Annotated in this window: 14 protein-coding genes and 1 pseudogene; 1 reads left to right on the plus strand and 14 read right to left on the minus strand. The window is 67.4% G+C overall.

Going from position 1 to position 16,264, the window contains the following annotated elements:
* Positions 1–922 (minus strand): annotated as a pseudogene (locus K0S66_RS15475) (teichoic acid transporter); the annotation flags it as partial.
* Positions 923–978: 56 nt separating this feature from the next.
* Entirely contained in the window at positions 979–1,941 is a 963-nt protein-coding gene (locus K0S66_RS15480; RefSeq protein WP_301076374.1) for an alpha/beta hydrolase, read from the minus strand.
* 78 nt (positions 1,942–2,019) lie between these two features.
* Here K0S66_RS15480 and K0S66_RS15485 point away from each other — a divergent pair, with 78 nt between their 5' ends.
* Positions 2,020–2,712 carry a DUF2490 domain-containing protein gene (locus tag K0S66_RS15485; RefSeq protein ID WP_301076375.1) on the plus strand — a complete coding sequence of 231 codons (693 nt, stop codon included), beginning with the start codon at positions 2,020–2,022 and terminating at the stop codon, positions 2,710–2,712.
* 22 nt (positions 2,713–2,734) lie between these two features.
* On the opposite strand, the gene K0S66_RS15490 is transcribed toward K0S66_RS15485, so the two are convergent.
* From K0S66_RS15490 to K0S66_RS15545, 12 genes are all read right to left on the minus strand, one after another.
* Positions 2,735–3,466, minus strand: coding sequence for a TrmH family RNA methyltransferase (locus K0S66_RS15490; RefSeq protein WP_301076376.1), 732 nt, complete (start codon positions 3,464–3,466; stop codon positions 2,735–2,737).
* A 60-nt stretch (positions 3,467–3,526) separates the two neighbouring features.
* A complete protein-coding gene (gene nrdR, locus K0S66_RS15495; RefSeq protein ID WP_301076377.1) occupies positions 3,527–3,988 on the minus strand; it encodes a transcriptional regulator NrdR in 462 nt (153 codons plus the stop codon).
* A 62-nt stretch (positions 3,989–4,050) separates the two neighbouring features.
* The gene (locus tag K0S66_RS15500) at positions 4,051–4,233 is read right to left on the minus strand and encodes a hypothetical protein (RefSeq protein ID WP_301076378.1); all 183 of its coding nucleotides are present in this window, start codon (positions 4,231–4,233) and stop codon (positions 4,051–4,053) included.
* Position 4,234: 1 nt separating this feature from the next.
* Positions 4,235–5,557, minus strand: a complete 1,323-nt coding sequence (glyA, locus tag K0S66_RS15505) for a serine hydroxymethyltransferase (RefSeq protein ID WP_301076379.1) — start codon at positions 5,555–5,557, stop codon at positions 4,235–4,237.
* Positions 5,554–6,006, minus strand: a complete 453-nt coding sequence (rpiB, locus tag K0S66_RS15510; RefSeq protein ID WP_301076380.1) for a ribose 5-phosphate isomerase B — start codon at positions 6,004–6,006, stop codon at positions 5,554–5,556. The genes glyA and rpiB overlap by 4 nt, the downstream gene beginning before the upstream one ends.
* Positions 6,007–6,154: 148 nt before the next feature.
* Entirely contained in the window at positions 6,155–8,197 is a 2,043-nt protein-coding gene (locus tag K0S66_RS15515; RefSeq protein ID WP_301076381.1) for a malate synthase G, read from the minus strand.
* Positions 8,198–8,316: 119 nt separating this feature from the next.
* Positions 8,317–9,822 (minus strand): acetyl-CoA acetyltransferase, encoded by a 1,506-nt coding sequence (locus tag K0S66_RS15520; protein ID WP_301076382.1) that lies wholly within the window; start codon positions 9,820–9,822, stop codon positions 8,317–8,319.
* A gap of 2 nt (positions 9,823–9,824) precedes the next feature.
* Complete coding sequence (locus K0S66_RS15525) at positions 9,825–10,643, minus strand: crotonase/enoyl-CoA hydratase family protein (protein WP_301076383.1); 819 nt, start codon at positions 10,641–10,643, stop codon at positions 9,825–9,827.
* Positions 10,640–12,910 (minus strand): CoA transferase, encoded by a 2,271-nt coding sequence (locus K0S66_RS15530; RefSeq protein ID WP_301076384.1) that lies wholly within the window; start codon positions 12,908–12,910, stop codon positions 10,640–10,642. The genes K0S66_RS15525 and K0S66_RS15530 overlap by 4 nt, the downstream gene beginning before the upstream one ends.
* Positions 12,907–14,316 carry a phosphotransferase family protein gene (locus tag K0S66_RS15535; protein WP_301076385.1) on the minus strand — a complete coding sequence of 470 codons (1,410 nt, stop codon included), beginning with the start codon at positions 14,314–14,316 and terminating at the stop codon, positions 12,907–12,909. Before K0S66_RS15535 ends, K0S66_RS15530 begins: the two co-directional genes overlap by 4 nt.
* Positions 14,313–15,425, minus strand: coding sequence for a hypothetical protein (locus tag K0S66_RS15540; protein WP_301076386.1), 1,113 nt, complete (start codon positions 15,423–15,425; stop codon positions 14,313–14,315). The genes K0S66_RS15535 and K0S66_RS15540 overlap by 4 nt, the downstream gene beginning before the upstream one ends.
* Positions 15,426–15,649: 224 nt before the next feature.
* Positions 15,650–16,222: an NAD(P)H-dependent oxidoreductase gene (locus K0S66_RS15545; protein ID WP_301076387.1), complete on the minus strand. Its 573-nt coding sequence runs from the start codon at positions 16,220–16,222 to the stop codon at positions 15,650–15,652.
* Positions 16,223–16,264 lie beyond the last annotated feature (42 nt).

The following is a 16,264-nucleotide window of genomic DNA, read 5'->3' on the forward strand; positions in this document are numbered from 1 at the left end:
CAGCCTTGCGGTCGCCCTTGCCATGAAGCGCGGCATATTCGCTGACCACACTGTTGTTGATCATGTTGATCCCCGCCGTGCCCAGTCGCGCCACGGTACCCGTGGTGGCGAAGGCGACGGTGGCGCCCGCCCCCAACAGGCTGCCCGCGACCAGCACCGGCCCCTGCAGCAGCAGCGCATGACCGATCGGCATTGCCATATAGGCGGCGGCCGGTCGCCATAGCGCGGATGCGGTTACGCGGTCGGCCCTTCCCCAGCCAAGCGTCAGCCAGCGCGCCGCGCCCCGCAGCCAGCGATACGCCGCCAGCAGAAACAACAGGCGTACCGCGACCATTGCGGCGGCGGCGGCTACCAGGCCGCCACCCGCCAGTGCCGCCGCCGCAACGGCCGCGCCCTCCCCCAGCCGCGCGGTTGCCGCCCAAATCACTTCGCTCGCCGAGCGATTCTCCGCGCGAATGCCGGCGCAGACCAGCAGGAACAGTTGATACAGGATGATGTTGAGCGCGAGCAGCAGCAGCGTCGCCCGCGCGGTCGCCGCCGTGACACCGGGGAGCCCCAGCAGCGCGGCCGGATCAAGCAACAATATCAGGCCGGCGCTTGCTGCGAGCAGCGCGGGTAGCAGGGCGCAGAGCAATGCGAAGACCGTCTGGAAAACCCGCAGCGCCTCGTCCCGCCGCCCCGCCGCCACCGCAATGACCATCGCGTTCTTGGCGACGAATGTCAGCCCGGCATCACTGAAGGTGAGGTAAAAGGGGACGGCGGACAGCAGCAGCCAGGCGCCGTAGAGCGGCGTGCCCCAGGCCCGCAGCAATATCGGCACCAGCGCCAATTGCACCACCACCGTCACCACCTGGGCATAGCCCTGCGCGGTCAGCGTGCGCGCGACGCGGCGCGCGATCGGCCGGTCAATCGCGCGAAGCACCGCGCGCCGCCCGATCCACCGCTTGTCGCAAGCGCCCCCGCCGCATCACGCCGCCGTCACCGCACGCGGCCGAGCCACTCCACCAGCAGCCGGTTGACCTCCTCCGGCCGCTCCTGCTGCGTCCAGTGGCCGCACCCCTCTAGCAGATGACCCTCCACTCCCGGCACATGCGGGCGCATCAGCGCGATCGGATCGGCGACCGCACCGAACAATGTGGTCGCAGGATCGCGCGTGCCGCCGATGAACAGCGCTGGCTGCTCGATCCGGCGATCCTTGTACGGCTGCAACCAGTCGAAATCCCGCTCATGGTTGCGATAGCGGCTGATCGGCCCGAAGAAGCCGGAGCGGACGAATTCGCTGACGTAATAGTCCAGATCGTGGGGCGTCAGCCACGCGGGGAACGGATCGGGATCGACCATCCCTTCCAACAGCGTCGCGCCGGCCGCCTTGGTGGGCCAGGTGCCGTCGGGTGCGTCGCCCGAAATGCCGTAATAGAATTTGCGCAGGAAATCGCGCACGTCGCGCTGCGCCTCCTCCTCCGCCGGGCCGACCGCCTGGAACCATTCCTGGTAGAAGAAGCGCCCCTTGCTGGTGAACGCCTGCCGGAACACATCGGTGAACGGGCGGGCGGGCACCCCGGCGTAGGGAACGGACAGCGCGGCCACCGCCTTGAACCGCTCAGGCCGGGTCAGTGCGGCATTCCATACCTGCGGCGCCCCCCAATCATGCCCGACGAGGATCGCGGGATCGGGCTGAAAGGCATCGGCGACGGCGGCGATATCCGACACCAGATGCTCCATCGCATAATCCTCGACCAGCCCCGGCCGGTCGGATTGCCCGTAGCCGCGCACGTCGATCGCCGCCGCAGTGAAGCCGGCCGCCGCCACCGGCCCAAGCTGGTGCCGCCAGGAATACCAGCTCTCCGGGAAACCATGCACCATCAGTACCAATGGACCCGCGCCCTCCACCGCAACACGCAGCCGGACCCGACCCGTATCGATCATGCGAAATTCGGGCATCCACTGTCTCCTGACGTTTTATTGCTGTTACGCGATGAACCATGACAAGTTGAGGAGGGCGAGGCTAGAGACCTCGCCATGTCGCGCACCCTGTTTCCGGCCCTTACCCTTGCCATATTGACGACCATCGCGGCCGCGCCCGCGGCCGCGCAGACCAGCCATGACGAGGCGCTGTGGGTCAACGCCACCGTGATGGGCCGCGTGTCCGGCCCGTTGGTCTATTTCGCGGAGGTGCAGCCGCGCGTCACCGATGGCGTATCCCGGCTGTCACAGGTGCTGCTGCGGCCAGCGATTGGCTATGAAATCTCGCCGACCGTGACCGTGTACCAAGGCTATGCCCACGTCATCGAGCCGCTGGAAAACGGGCCCGATCGCAACGAGGACCGGTTGTTCCAGCAGGTGACGTGGAATGTCGGCAAGATCGGCCGGCTGGAGGTGCAATCGCGCACCCGGCTGGAACAGCGCTGGCGCTCCGATGGCGATGGCATGTCGCTGCGCGCGCGCCAGATGATGCGCTTCGAATATCCACTGGCACCGGGCACGAGGCGTGTCGCGGCGCTGGGGTCGGTGGAGGGCTTCGTCGGGCTGAAATCAGCCGATTGGGGCGGCGTGACCGGCTTTGACCAGGTGCGCACATTTGTTGGCGTGGAAATACCGCTACCGGGCAAATCGACGGTGGAAGCGGGCTATCTCAACCAGACCCGCGATGCGCCCGGCCGCGGCGTGAACATGGCGCATGTCGCCTCATTGACGCTGTTCGTCCGCCTCTGAACGAGACGCACGCCAGGCAGCGTCAGCCGCTGCGCTTCGCCTTCGAGCCTGCCAGCGCCGACAGCACGCCGCGCATCGTGCGCACTTCCTGCGTGGTCCAGCCAGGCTTTGTCAGCAGCGTGCGCAGTGTCCGGCGGGTCGCTGGCGTGCGATCTGGCGGGAAGAAGAAGTTAGCCTGCACCAGCATCGTGTCGAGCTGTCCGATCAGTCCTTCCAGATCCTCCTGCGGGGCGGGCGGATCGAGCGTGACTTCGGGGGGAGACACCAGCGCCTCACCCTTCGACCATTCATAAGCGACCAGGATCACCGCCTGCGCCAGATTGAGGCTGCCGAATTCGGGATTGATCGGCACGGTCAGGATCGTGCGGGCGAGCGCCACATCGTCCGTCTCCAACCCCGAACGCTCCGGTCCGAACAGGATCGCACTGCGACCGCTGGCGCTGCGCATGGTCGCCGCGGCTTCTTCAGGCGTGACCACTGGCTTGGTGACGCCGCGCTTGCGCACCGTGGTGGCATAGACGTTCGGACAATCCGCCACTGCGTCGGCGACGGTTTCGAACACCTGCGCCTGCGCCAGCACGATATCGGCGCCTGATGCCGCTGGGCCGGCAGCAGGGTTCGGCCATCCGTCACGCGGCGCGACGAGGCGCATCTCGGTCAGCCCGAAATTGAGCATCGCGCGTGCCGCCTTGCCGATATTCTCGCCCAATTGCGGGCGGACGAGCACGATCACGGGGGGTGGGGAAGAAACCATCGCCTGCGCCTATCCGCCGAGGGGAGCCTTCGACAAGTATCGCGAGGCGGCCGGCGGCCCTCAGCCGCGTGCCGCTTCCTCGACGCTGCCAGCAAATTCCTCAAAATCGCGCGCTTCGCTGAAATCGCGATAGACGCTGGCGAAGCGGATATAGGCGACCGAATCGAGGCCCTTCAGCGCCTCCATGACCATTTCGCCGATCCGCTTCGACGTGACCTCCGCCTCGCCGCTGGTTTCCAGCTGGCGCTGAATGCCGCTGACCAGCCGCTCGATCGCAAGTCCGTCCAGCGGCCGCTTGCGCGCGGCGATGCCGATCGACCGCAGCAGCTTCTCGCGCTCGAACGGCTCGCGGCGATCCTCCGACTTCACCACCGTCAGTTCGCGCAGTTGAATGCGTTCAAAGGTAGTGAAGCGCGCGGCGCAGCCCTCACACTGGCGACGACGACGGATCGCGGCGCCATCGTCGGTCGGCCGGCTGTCCTTCACCTGACTCGCATCATGGCCGCAGAAGGGGCAGCGCATCGTTCAACTCTTTTGGTTATACGCCCCCGCCGCAACCGCGACAGGGACGCAGGATAACAGGATCAGATCTTGTCCCGCCGAGCATAGGCGACGCCGGCGCCGACAAGGGCGCCCAGCACCGGGCCGACGAACGGCACCGGGATGGCGATGACGGCGCCGATCGCACCATATTTCGCCATCTTCTTGCCGAGCCCCGGCGTGTTCTGGACGGTGGTCTGGACTTCGTCGATCTTGGACACGTTCACCTCACTTGTAGATGGGGAAACGAGCGCACAGCGCGCGAACTCGTTCCCGCACGGCCGCCTCGACCTCGGCATCGCCCTTTTCGCCCTTCTTGGCGAGACCGTCCAGCACGTCGGCGACCATGTTGCCGATTTTGCGGAACTCGGCCGTACCGAAGCCGCGGGTCGTGCCGGCCGGCGTTCCGACGCGGATGCCGCTGGTCTTCACCGGCGGCAGCGGATCGTTGGGGATGCCGTTCTTGTTGCAGGTGATGCCGGCACGCTCCAGCGCCTCGTCCGCATCCTTGCCGGTCACGCCCAGCGGGGTGAGGTCGACCAGCGCCAGATGCGTGTCGGTGCCGCCCGAAACGATCGCGGCACCGCGCTCCTTAAGCGTTGCGGCAAGCACATGGGCGTTCTCGACGACGGCCGCCGCATAATTTTTGAACTCGGGCTGCAGCGCCTCGCCAAACGCCACCGCCTTCGCGGCGATGACATGCATCAGCGGACCACCCTGAAGGCCCGGGAACACCGCCGAGTTGATCTTCTTCGCGATCGCCTCGTCATCGGTCAGGATCATGCCGCCGCGTGGCCCACGCAGCGTCTTGTGCGTGGTGGTCGTCACGACATGGGCGTGGCCGAACGGGGTGGGGTGGACGCCGCCGGCAACCAGCCCGGCGAAATGTGCCATGTCGACCATGAAGTACGCGCCGACCTTGTCCGCGATGGCGCGGAAGCGGGCAAAATCGATGTGGCGCGGGTAGGCAGAACCGCCCGCGATGATCAGCTTGGGCTGAGTCTCGATCGCCTGCTTCTCGACCGCGTCATAGTCGATGAGGTGCGTGTCGGGCGTAACGCCGTACTGCACCGCGTTGAACCACTTGCCGCTCATCGCCGCGCGTGCGCCGTGCGTCAGATGGCCGCCCGAATCCAGGCTGAGGCCCATGATGGTGTCGCCCGGCTTCACCAGCGCGAGCATCACCGCGCCGTTCGCCTGCGCGCCCGAATGCGGCTGCACATTGACGAAACCGCAGTTGAACAGCTGCTTCGCGCGATCGATCGCCAGCTGCTCCACCTCGTCCGACGGGTGGCAGCCCTGGTAGTAGCGCTTACCCGGATAGCCCTCGGCATATTTGTTGGTGAAGACGCTGCCCTGCGCCTCCAGCACTGCCTTGGAGACGATGTTCTCGGAGGCGATCAGCTCGATCTGCGTCTGCTCACGGTCAAGCTCATGCTCGACGCCGGCGAACACCGCCGCGTCGGCATCGGAGAGGCCGCGGGTGAAGAAGCCGGCGTCGACAGCATAAGGCGCGTTCGCCTCGTTCAGCGTGGTCGGATTGGTGCTCATGCTGGCTCCTTTTCGAAAGCAGGCGCGCCGAGCTTGTCGACGCGGGGGGCGTGGCGGCCGCCGGCAAAGGCGGTGTCGAGGAAAGCGGTGACGCAGGCCTTGGCCATGTCCTCGCCGATCAGGCGGGCGCCCATGGCGATGGCGTTGGCGTCATTATGCTCGCGCGACAGGGCTGCGGCGAGCGGGTCGGAAACGAGCGCGCAGCGAAGCGCTGGATTGCGGTTCACCGCGATGGAGATGCCGATGCCCGAACCGCAAAGCGCGATCCCGCGCTCAGCATTGCCGGCAGCGACCGCCTCGGCCAGCTTGTATCCGTAATCGGGATAATCGACCCGCGTGTCCGTGTCGGGCCCAAGGTCCAGCACATCATGCCCGGCCTCGCGCAGCCAGGCGACAAGCGTCGCCTTCAGCGACACGGCGGCGTGATCGGAAGCGACGGCTACGCGCATGGGGCTCGGCGATGCTCTTGGCAGTGGTGGATGCGCGGCCCTTTAGCGGTGGTGTCACGATAATGCCACCGTCGCGATTGCCACCCGCCGCTTGTGCACCACCCCGCTGCTCCCCGGTCGTGCGCCGGAGAGCAGCGGGTGGCCGCGATCAGCCCGCCTTGGCGGCCTGGCGGAAACGATGGAGCAGCGGCTCGGTGTAGCCCGACGGCTGCTCCACCCCTTCGAAGATCAGCGCGCGCGCCGCGCGGAAGGCATGGCCATCCCAGTCGAGCGGGCGATACAGCGGATCGCCGGCATTCTGCGCGTCGACCTTTTTCGCCATGCGGCCGAGCGCCTCATCCACCTCGCCCTCGGTGCACACACCGTGGAGCAGCCAGTTGGCGATATGCTGCGAGGAAATGCGCAGCGTCGCGCGGTCCTCCATCAGCCCCACGTCATGGATGTCGGGAACCTTGGAACAGCCGACGCCCTGGTCGATCCAGCGCACGACATAGCCCAGGATCCCCTGACAATTGTTGTCCAGCTCCTCGCGGATCTCCTCCGGCGTCCAGTTGCGACCCGGTGCCGCGAACGGCACCGTCAGCAGCTTTGCGAGCGGCGGCGGCGCCTCGCCCGCGATCTCCTTCTGCCGCGCGAACACATCGACCTGGTGATAATGCAGCGCGTGGAGCGTCGCCGCCGTTGGCGATGGCACCCAGGCGGTATTCGCGCCGCTCTTGGGATGCGCGATCTTCTGCTCCAGCATGTCGGCCATCATGTCGGGCGCGGCCCACATGCCCTTGCCGATCTGCGCCTTGCCGCTGAGGCCGCAGGCAAGGCCGATGCGCACGTTGCGATCCTCATAGGCCTTGATCCATTCGGCGCCCTTCATCTCCGTCTTACGGATCACCGCACCGCCGCGCATCGCGGTGTGGATCTCGTCGCCAGTGCGATCGAGGAAGCCGGTGTTGATGAAGGCGATCCGGTCACGCACCGCATGGATGCACGCGGCGAGATTGGCGGAGGTGCGGCGCTCCTCGTCCATCACGCCCACCTTGATCGTGTGCCGCGCGAGACCCAGCAGGTCCTCCACCGCATCGAACAACCGGTTGGTGAACGCCGCCTCGTCCGGCCCGTGCATCTTGGGCTTCACGATATAGATCGATCCTGCGCGGCTGTTCTGCAGGGCGCCGAGCCGCTTCAGGTCATGCAGCCCGACCAGCGACGTGACGATCGCGTCAAGCACGCCCTCCGGCGCCTCGCTGCGATCGGCCAGCCGGATCGCGGGCGTCGTCATCAGATGGCCGACGTTGCGCACGAACAGCAGCGAGCGACCCGGCAGCGTGAAGCTGGAGCCGCTCGGCGATTGATACGTCCGGTCGCCGGCGAGCTTGCGCGTCAGCGTCGCGCCATTCTTTTCGAACGTCTCGACCAGATCGCCGCGCATCAGGCCCAGCCAGTTGCGATAGGCCGCAACCTTATCCTCAGCGTCGACGGCGGCGACCGAGTCCTCCAGGTCGACAATGGTGGTCAGCGCGGATTCGAGAATCACGTCGGCGATCCCCAGCGGGTCCGTCTTGCCGATCGGGTGGTCGCGATCGACCACGATCTCGATGTGCAGCCCGTTGTGGACGAACATCACGCCCTTATCGAACGTGGCGAAGCGATGCGGGCAGTCACCGCCGGTCAGCGCCGCTTCCCAGCCCGGCAGCGTCTCGTCGAGGAACGTCCTCGCTCGCGCGATCACCTCAGCGCCGCGTTCCGCATCATAGCCGCCCGGCTTCGCCTTCCCCGGCAGCGCATCCGTGCCATACAGCGCGTCATACAAGCTGCCCCAGCGCGCATTGGCCGCGTTCAGCACGAAGCGGGCGTTGAGGCTGGGCACCACCAGCTGCGGCCCGGCCATGGTGGCGATCTCGGCATCGACATTTTCGGTGCCGACGGTGAACGGCGCCGGCTCGGGGACGAGATAGCCGATCTCGGTCAGGAACGCCTCGTCGACCGGCTCGCCCGCCATATAGCGCTGGTCGATCGTCGCCTGCAGCTCTTCGCGCCGGGCGAGCAGCGCCTTGTTCTCGGGCGTGAAGCGATCGAAGATCGCCGCCGCGCCCTGCCAGAAGGCGTCCGCCGCAATGCCGGTGCCGGCAAGCGCCTCCTCCTCGACAAAGGCGGCGAGGCGATCATCGACCGAAAGGCCGGCGCGGGTCTGCATGGGGGAATCCTCCTGACGTTACCAACAGCGCCTGGGGAGGGCACCGCCGCGATTAGTCGATGCCGCGGCGGAAGTGCAACGCCCAAATCATCCCCAGGCTCCGTCCCACGATGACGGCGTCAGGCGCGTTTCCACACCATCAGCTCACCCTCGGCGACCACTTCACCCGGCGTTCCCACCGGTTCGGCACTGCCATCGCTGAGGAAAGCGATCGTTGCCGCGTCGCTGCCCGGCACCTGCGCCAGCGTGCGTTTGCCATCGGGCAGCTTCGCCACCACCACGCCCGCCTTCGCCGAACCATCGCGGTTGTAGAAGACGGTGTAGGTCTCGACCTCGCCCGGCCCAGTATAGTCCTTCACCAGCTCCGGCACGGGCCCACGCGCGCCATCCGCTTCGGCCTGCAGGTCGAACTCATGCACCTCGCCAGCGCCGGGCAGCGGCTGGGTGCCGAGCACGATCGCGTGGTTGTGCGTAGCAAAGCCGCCATTGGCGAACAGCAGGCCCTTCTCGCCCTCGCCCGCGCGCAGGGCATCGACCATCTCGGCCACGGCATGCGCCATGTAATTGCCGATCGGCCCGCCGCCGAAGGTCAACCCGCCGAACACCGTCGCCTGCTTCTCCACCGGCCAGCCGATCACTCGCCGCGCCATCTTGGGCACACAGGGGAAGCAGGAATAGAGCTCCACCAGATCGAGATCGTCCGCCGTCACCTCGTTGAACTCAAGCGTGCGCTTCAGGCACACTTCCATGCTCGGCGACTTGTCGTAGCGATCGCGAGCAAGGAAATCGTCCGCCTCATGCGCGCTGACGCCGCGACCGACATAGATGATCCGCTCCTCCGGCACGCCGCGCCGCCGCGCCTCGGCCAGGCTGGTGACGATGAAGCCCGCGCCCTGATTGACGCTCGAATTGGCCACCATCAGCTTGGTGTAAGGGAAAGCGATCGGGCGATTGTCCGCGGTCGGCTCGACGATCTCCTGCGGCGACTTGGGCGCATGGATCCACGCCGCCGGCGTCTGCGCCGCCACTTCGGAGAAGCGCGACCAGATCTCGCCCGATTCGCGTTGCCCTTCCTCCAGCGTCTGGCCGTAGGCCGCGCGCCCGGCATTCTCGTACAGCGGATAAACGTCGACCGGCGTCGCCAGGCCATAGATCTGGCGGTAACCGGGCTTCGCGCCCTTGCTGAGGTTACGCAGCGGGTTCTGGTCCGCAACGCTCGTCTTCGCCGCGATCGCCGCGCGCTGGCTCGCGGTGCGCAGGGCCTCGCCGCCCGTCACCGCCGCGATCCTGATCTCGCCGCGGGCGATGCGGTTCGCCGCCTCGTTCAGCAGCAGGATTGGGCTGTCGCCATTGGGGCCGACCGATTCATAGACGATTCCCGCCTTCGATCCGATCCCGTCCGCCACCTTCTGCGCCAGCGGATTATCCTTGCGGAAGCTGATCTGCTGCACGACCGCGACCGATTCCACGTCGCCCAGCCAGCCGCCGCCGGCGTCCTTCTCGGCCTCCTCCAGCGCGGCGATCATCAGGCCCAGCGCATCCTTGCCCGCCATCGGATCGGCCGGGCGGTCATTGACCTGCCCGACCCCGACGATGACGGCGACCTTGTCCGGGTCAGCCGCCATGCTCAGCGCGCCTTCCACACCGGCGCGCGCTTCTCGGCGAACGCCTTGGGGCCTTCGCGCGAATCCTCGCTGGTGAAGACGATCTTGGTTTCCTCGCGGTTCTGCGCCCAGGCGGCTTCCTCGCGCACGACCTTGCCGTCCGAAATACCCTGCGCCATCCGCTTCGACGCCTGTACGGAAAGCGGCGCGTTGACGGCGATCCGCTCGGCCAGCGCGAAGGCGGTGTCGAGCAGCTGCTCGCGCGGCGCGACCGCATTGATCAGGCCCAGTTCCAGCGCGCGGTTGGCATCGATCGGATCGCCGGTCAGGATCATTTCCATCGCGATCTTCTTGGGCAATTGCTCCGGAAGCCGGAATACACCGCCCGCGGCCGCAAACAGGCCGCGCTTGGGCTCGGGCAGGCCGAACTTCGCCTCATCCACTGCAACGGCAAGATCGCAGGCCAGCGTGATTTCGAGCCCGCCGCCCAGCGCCATGCCGTTCACCGCGGCGATCACCGGCTTCGAAATGGCGTGGCTGACGATCCCGGCAAAGCCCCAGGCGGCCTTGGTCTTGTCGTCCGGCGCCAGGCTCTCCCCGCGTGACAGCGCAACGAGGTCGGCGCCCGCACAGAAGGACTTGTCGCCCGCGCCCGTAACGATGACGACGCGAATCTCTGGATCCTTGTCCGCCGCCTCCAGCGCATCGCCGACGCCCTCATGGACGAAGCGATTGACCGCATTGCGCGCTTCCGGGCGATTGATCGTGATGAGCATCACGTTGCCGCGCGTTTCGACGGTGACGGCTTCGTTGCCGAGTTCGGCCATATTGATCCCTTTCATGCTGCCTGTTCGATGATCTTTTCGGCCAGCAGGGAAGCGACAGCGTCGTCGCTCCATCCCAGCCAATCCTTGATGACGGTGGCGCTGTCCTCACCGATGCGCGGCGCCGGCCGCTGGCCGGGCGGCGGCACACGCTCGAAGCGAGTCAGCGCGCCTTCGACGATGAACGGCTCCGGCAACAAATGATGGGTGGCGGTGCGGAACGTGCCGAGCGTGCGAAAGCCGGGCAGATCGGGCAGGTCGACCACGCGGACCATCATGCCCGCCGCCAGCCCGTGCGCCTGCAGCTGCGCCATCACCTCATCAGGCGCGCGCGTTCGTGACCATTGTCCAGGGTCCGCGCCGGCCAGCGCCTCAACCGTCTCCCGATCACGCGAGTCGCGCAGCGTCACGACGCACCATTCGTCGTCGCCGGCGCACGGCAACAGCAGGTCCGTCTTCGGATCGGCACTGACGCGCAGGCCCTGCTCCCGCGCCGCAACCGCGGCGATCTCCACCGCCTTGTGCCCCAGCATCACCTCCGCCTGGCTGATGCTCGCCGCGCCGCCAGCGCCGGTCCGCATCCGCCGGATCAGCAGCGCCAGCGCGCCGATCGCACTGATCCGCCCCGCGACATGATCAGGATAAACGGTGACGGTATCGGAGAAGCTGTCGGGCTCTCCGGGATAGGTCCATTGCTTGCTGAGCCCAGCCGAGGCGCGCACCAGCGGGCCATAGCCCAGCCGGCGCGACCATGGTCCGGTCGGCCCAAACGCCGAACTGTCGACGCTGACCAGCCGGGGATTGGCCTGCGCCAGCGTCGCAGCGTCCAGCCCCAGAGCGTCGAGCGTGCCGGGCTTGAAGTTCGACAGCAGCACATCGGCCTGGCGCACCAGATCGAGGAACAGCGCCTTGCCCGCCGGGGATTTGAGGTCGATCGACAGGCCGCGCTTGTTGCGGTGGCCGGCCGCAAAGGTGAGGCTGACCGGGTCATCGTCACGCGACTGGCGCTGGCCGTCCGGGAAGGCGGCATTCTCCACCTTCACCACATCGGCGCCGAGATCGGCGAACAGCCGCCCCGCTTCCCCGCCGACGACGATGATCCCCATGTCGAGCACTCGCACGCCAGCCAGCGGCTCGTCGGCGGGCGGCGGCGGATCGAAGCGGGAACGTGGCGTTTCGAACGCCGCGGAGGTCGTTCCCGTTAGCCCCGCAGTACCCATCGGAGACACCCCGGCGCGCACGCCGTCGATCTCGATCGTTCCGTTGGGCAAGGGCAAGGTGATGCCGGGCCCGATCTCCACTGGCACGAAGGCGCGGCGGGCGGTCATCTGCGCCGTCGCAATCGCTTCGTCGACGGTTAGCAGGCCCGCCGCCGGGATGCCGCGCCGGGCGGCCTCCTCCTCGATCTGGGCTCGCGTCTTGTCGGCAAAGAAGCGGGTGATCGCCGGCAGCAGCGTGGTTGAGCGGAAGCGCGTCATCAGCTTCTCCCACTCCGGCCCGGCGAACTCCTCGGGCTCGCCCAGCCATGCGAACATGCTGCGCCACTGGCGCGGTGCCAGGACACACAGCCGCACAAATCCATCCGCGCATGGGAGGATCGGGTAGCGATACCGTTCGTCGGTGCGGCCGCGCGGCTGCTTCCAGCTTGGCACCCCCGATTGCGCGCTGCCGTTCAGCCCGAAGCCCGGATCCAGCGCTTGCATCGCCGATTCCAGCAGCGTCATGTCGAGGTGATCGCCCTCACCCGTCCGAAGCCGGCGGATCAGCGCACCCAGCGTCGCGACCACGACTTGCGAGCCGGCGGTTTCCAGCGCGAGCCGGCCTGGCGGGAGCAACGGCGGGCGATCGGGTAGCCCGGAACGCGACAACCCGCCCGTCAGCGCATGAAGCACCGCGTCGCTTGCCTGCCAGTCCGCCCATCGGCCAAGCGTCCCGAAGTCGCTGATCGCGACATGGATCAGCCCCGGCGCGGCGGCGCGCAGCGCGGCGTGATCGAGCCCCGAAAGCCGCGCCTCCAGCAGGATGTCGGCGTCGGCCGCCAGCTTTAGGAAGTCATCCTGATCCTGCGGCAGATCGATCGTGGTCACCCGCTTGCCGAGGTTAGCGGCGATGAAGTCGAGGCTCACATCGTCGATCATCGTGCCGGTGCGTCGATCGGCGCCGCCGCCGCGCGGCTCGACACGGATCACCTCCGCGCCCAATTCCCCGAGCAGCCGCGCGGCCGACCCCAGCACACCGGGCACGGCATCCAGCACGCGGATTCCGGTGAGCGGCAGGTCGATCATAGCGGCCAGGCGAGCTCCCGCCGGGCGGCGCTCTCGCGATAGAAATCGAGCAGCGGCCGCTCGTCACCGCGGGTGCGCGCCACCTCGTCATGATGCGCGATCAGCGCCTCGGCCAACGTCGCCCAGGCGCCGTCCAGCGCATCCAGCGTCTCGCCCTCATTGGTGACGGGCGCATCATCGCCGAGCAAGCGGCGCATGTCGGCGATATCGGCGCGGCGCCAGGCAGCTGCCTTTTCTGCCTCCTGTGCGCCGAGCAGCGCGAGCAGTGCGGCGACGGTCAGCGTCGAGCCAGCGAACGCATCGGTGGCGCCCACCTTCTCGCCCGCGCCCGCTGCCGCGATCCCGGCACCGATCAGCACCTGCGCCAGATCGCTCGTCGGAAGCACGGGCACCGGATCGAACACCGATCCGCCCAGTTGGGCGGCGATGATCGCATCCTGCCGCCGCGCGGTGTACCAGCCGGACACCGCGAGCACCGGATCCTGCCGGCCGCCGTCGACGAACTCGCGGAACGCCGACAGCCAGATCGCAATCCCCTTCACCGATGCGAACAGCGACCACCACCGCATCGCCGCGGGATCGACCGTCAGCCCGCTGGCGCGCTCCCAGATTGCGATCGCCTCCGCCCGCGGCAGCATGCCGCTCGCGGCGCCCGGGAGGAAGTGATCCCAGATCGGATCCAGCGCCCAGCCAAGATCCTCCAGCGGATCGCCTAGGTGCGCCATCTCCCAATCGAACATCGCGCGCATCCCGCCCGCGCCGTCGTGCATGACGTTGCCGGAACGATAATCCCCATGGACGATGGCGACGCGCTGCGCCGGCGGCGGCGGATTGGCGCGCAGCCAGCGGATCGCGGCGCGCGCGATCGGTTGCGGCTGAAGCGCATCCTCCTCGATCACGCCTTCCCAATAATCGAGCGCAATGCGCCAACATTGGTCGGGCTGGGGCATCGGCGAGTGATCGGCGAGTGGCGTCCCGGCCGGATCGTGCGCCGCCAGCCGGCCGAGTGCGCCGAAGAACGCCTCGCCCAGCGTAGCACCGTGCACCCCGAACGGATCACGCGCGAAGCTGCCCGCCACTTCGCCGCCCTCGATCCGCTCCATGATGAAGAACGGCCGGCCAAGCTCGGCGCCATCGGGCTCCAGCGCCACCGCCCGCGGCACCGGAACGACGCCGGCCGCGCTTTGGTAGGCGCGGAACTCGGTCGCGCTCTCGGTATCGATCAAGCCCTTCGCCGGCTCGCGCCGCAGGATCAGCTGGTGGACTTCCGCCCCGGCATGGGCATCGAAGCGATAGGTCTCACGGCTGGCGCCGCCGGGGATCCTGGCAAGATCCGCAACCCGCACCGGCTGTTCCCAGACGCGGGAGAGATAGGCCTCGATCTCGGATGAGGTCAGTGTCGTCATGCCGGGTCGAGCACGCCCTTGAAGCCGGACGGCGCGTGCGGCCCCATCACGAGCTGTTCGAGCACGCCCTTGCCGCGCCGCACCTTGCCGTCAGGTCCGGTCATGGTGACGGTGGCGAGCGCCTGGATGTGCAGATGATGCGGCTGCATCGGGTCCATCTCGGCGGGGACGAAATCCTCGCGCTCGACGGTCAACCCGTCACCCTGGTGCCGGCCGTGGCTCCACTTGGGATGGGTATAGCCAAGGCCAAGCATCATGAACTGCTGCCCAAGGTCGAATTCGACCTTCGTCTCCTGGCCCTCTTCGTCCTTCAGTGTGACGCTGGCGGCCTGCGCGTGGCGCGAGCCCTGCTTCCATTGCACCTGATAGTCGGATTCGAAATGCGTTTCGTCGTCGATCCCGCCGCCCAGCGGCTTCCACGCGGCGCGGCGGTTCCAGAAGCGGCCATGCTCGTCATCGTTGGTGTGAAAGTAGAAGTCGCCGTCCTCCATCGCGGTGGGGCTCCACAACCAGAAGAATTGTGGGGCGATCGGCGGGCTCGCCGGCTGCGCATCGGGCGCCCCGATGGGACGAACGCCCCAGGAGCGGTCACGCGTGCCCAGCCAACCATTCACCTCCGTTCGCACGCCGTCGACCTCGATCCAGCCCTGATAGCTGCCGTTCTGGGTCATGCGCGTCACGTCCATCAGCACGCGCGGGCCGTTGCGACGGGTGAAGCGCGGCTCTTCCAGCGGGAAGGCGCGGCCGATGAAGGTGAGTTCGGCGCGGATCTTGTGCTCAGGCGAATCCACCTTGAGCTTCACCGACTTCAGCGGCTCCAGCACCTCGACGGCGATACCGCCCACCTGCGTATCCATCCGCTCCATGTTGAGGCCGCGGCTGGCGTGCAGGTTCACCTGCTTGCCGTCCTTCAGCCAGCAGAAGCTCGCGTCGATGATGTTGATGTGCGGATAGACGCCCATCGCGGCGGCGAAGAAGCCGTCCTCGTTTGCGCCCGGAGCATAGCCGTTAAAGAAGAAGCGGTCGTAGAAATTGCGGTCCGTGCCGGCATAGGCGACCGGCTCGGCCGTCTGGTGAATAGGATATTCGTCGCCCTTGGTCAGCACCATGCCCGCTCTCTCCATCGCATCCGTTGCCGATCGTCTCGTCGGCTCATGGGAGGGAGGTGGACCAGCGGCGGCGGGGCTGTCAACGCCAAGATAACAGAAGTTACGTTGCGATCACGACGAAGCGCCGGCGCCAGGCGACAGGCGAAATCGCCCCCGCGTCGCGGCGTGCCGCATCGTCGCGGCGGGCGGAGGAAGCCTCCCAACCCGCCGATTACAAATGCGTTCTAGCCGCGCGCGAGCGGCGCGAACCGGGCGACCTGCTTGCCCACCATGCGAAGCTGCTCGACCACCGCGGGATCGTTCGCGCCCCCTTCCGCATCGAACTTGGTAAGCGCGCTGTTGATCGCGGCGGCAAAGGGTGTCGGCCATCCACGCAGTGCATGAACGATCGAGCGCAATGCTGCGATCGTCGAGCCCGTCGCCTGCCATCCATAAGCGGTGGCGATCAGCCCCACCGGCATATCGGCAAGATAGGTCCGCTCGGTATCGCGCGCGGTCTCTTCCAGAAGGTCGAGCGCGTTCTTCACCACGCCCGAAATGCTGCCGTGATAGCCCGGCGAGGCGATGATCAATGCCGATGCGCCCCGCACCGCATCGACGAACTCCTGCTCCTCGGCGGTCCGGCCCGGTGCCTTCGGGTCATAGAGCGGAAATTTCGCCATATCGGCACCGCCAAACAGGCGCGTGCGGAAACCCTGTTCGCCTGCCGCCTCCAGCGCGATCCGTAGTGCCCGTTCGGTGGAGGAAACCCCGCCGATAGTGCCGCCAATACCCACGACCAACGGTCTGTCGTCCAATTGAAGTGCTTTCTCTTCGCCGCTCATGCTTGTATCCCTCGC

It is taken from the genome of Sphingomonas sp., assembly GCF_029239295.1.
Lineage (GTDB): Bacteria > Pseudomonadota > Alphaproteobacteria > Sphingomonadales > Sphingomonadaceae > Sphingomonas.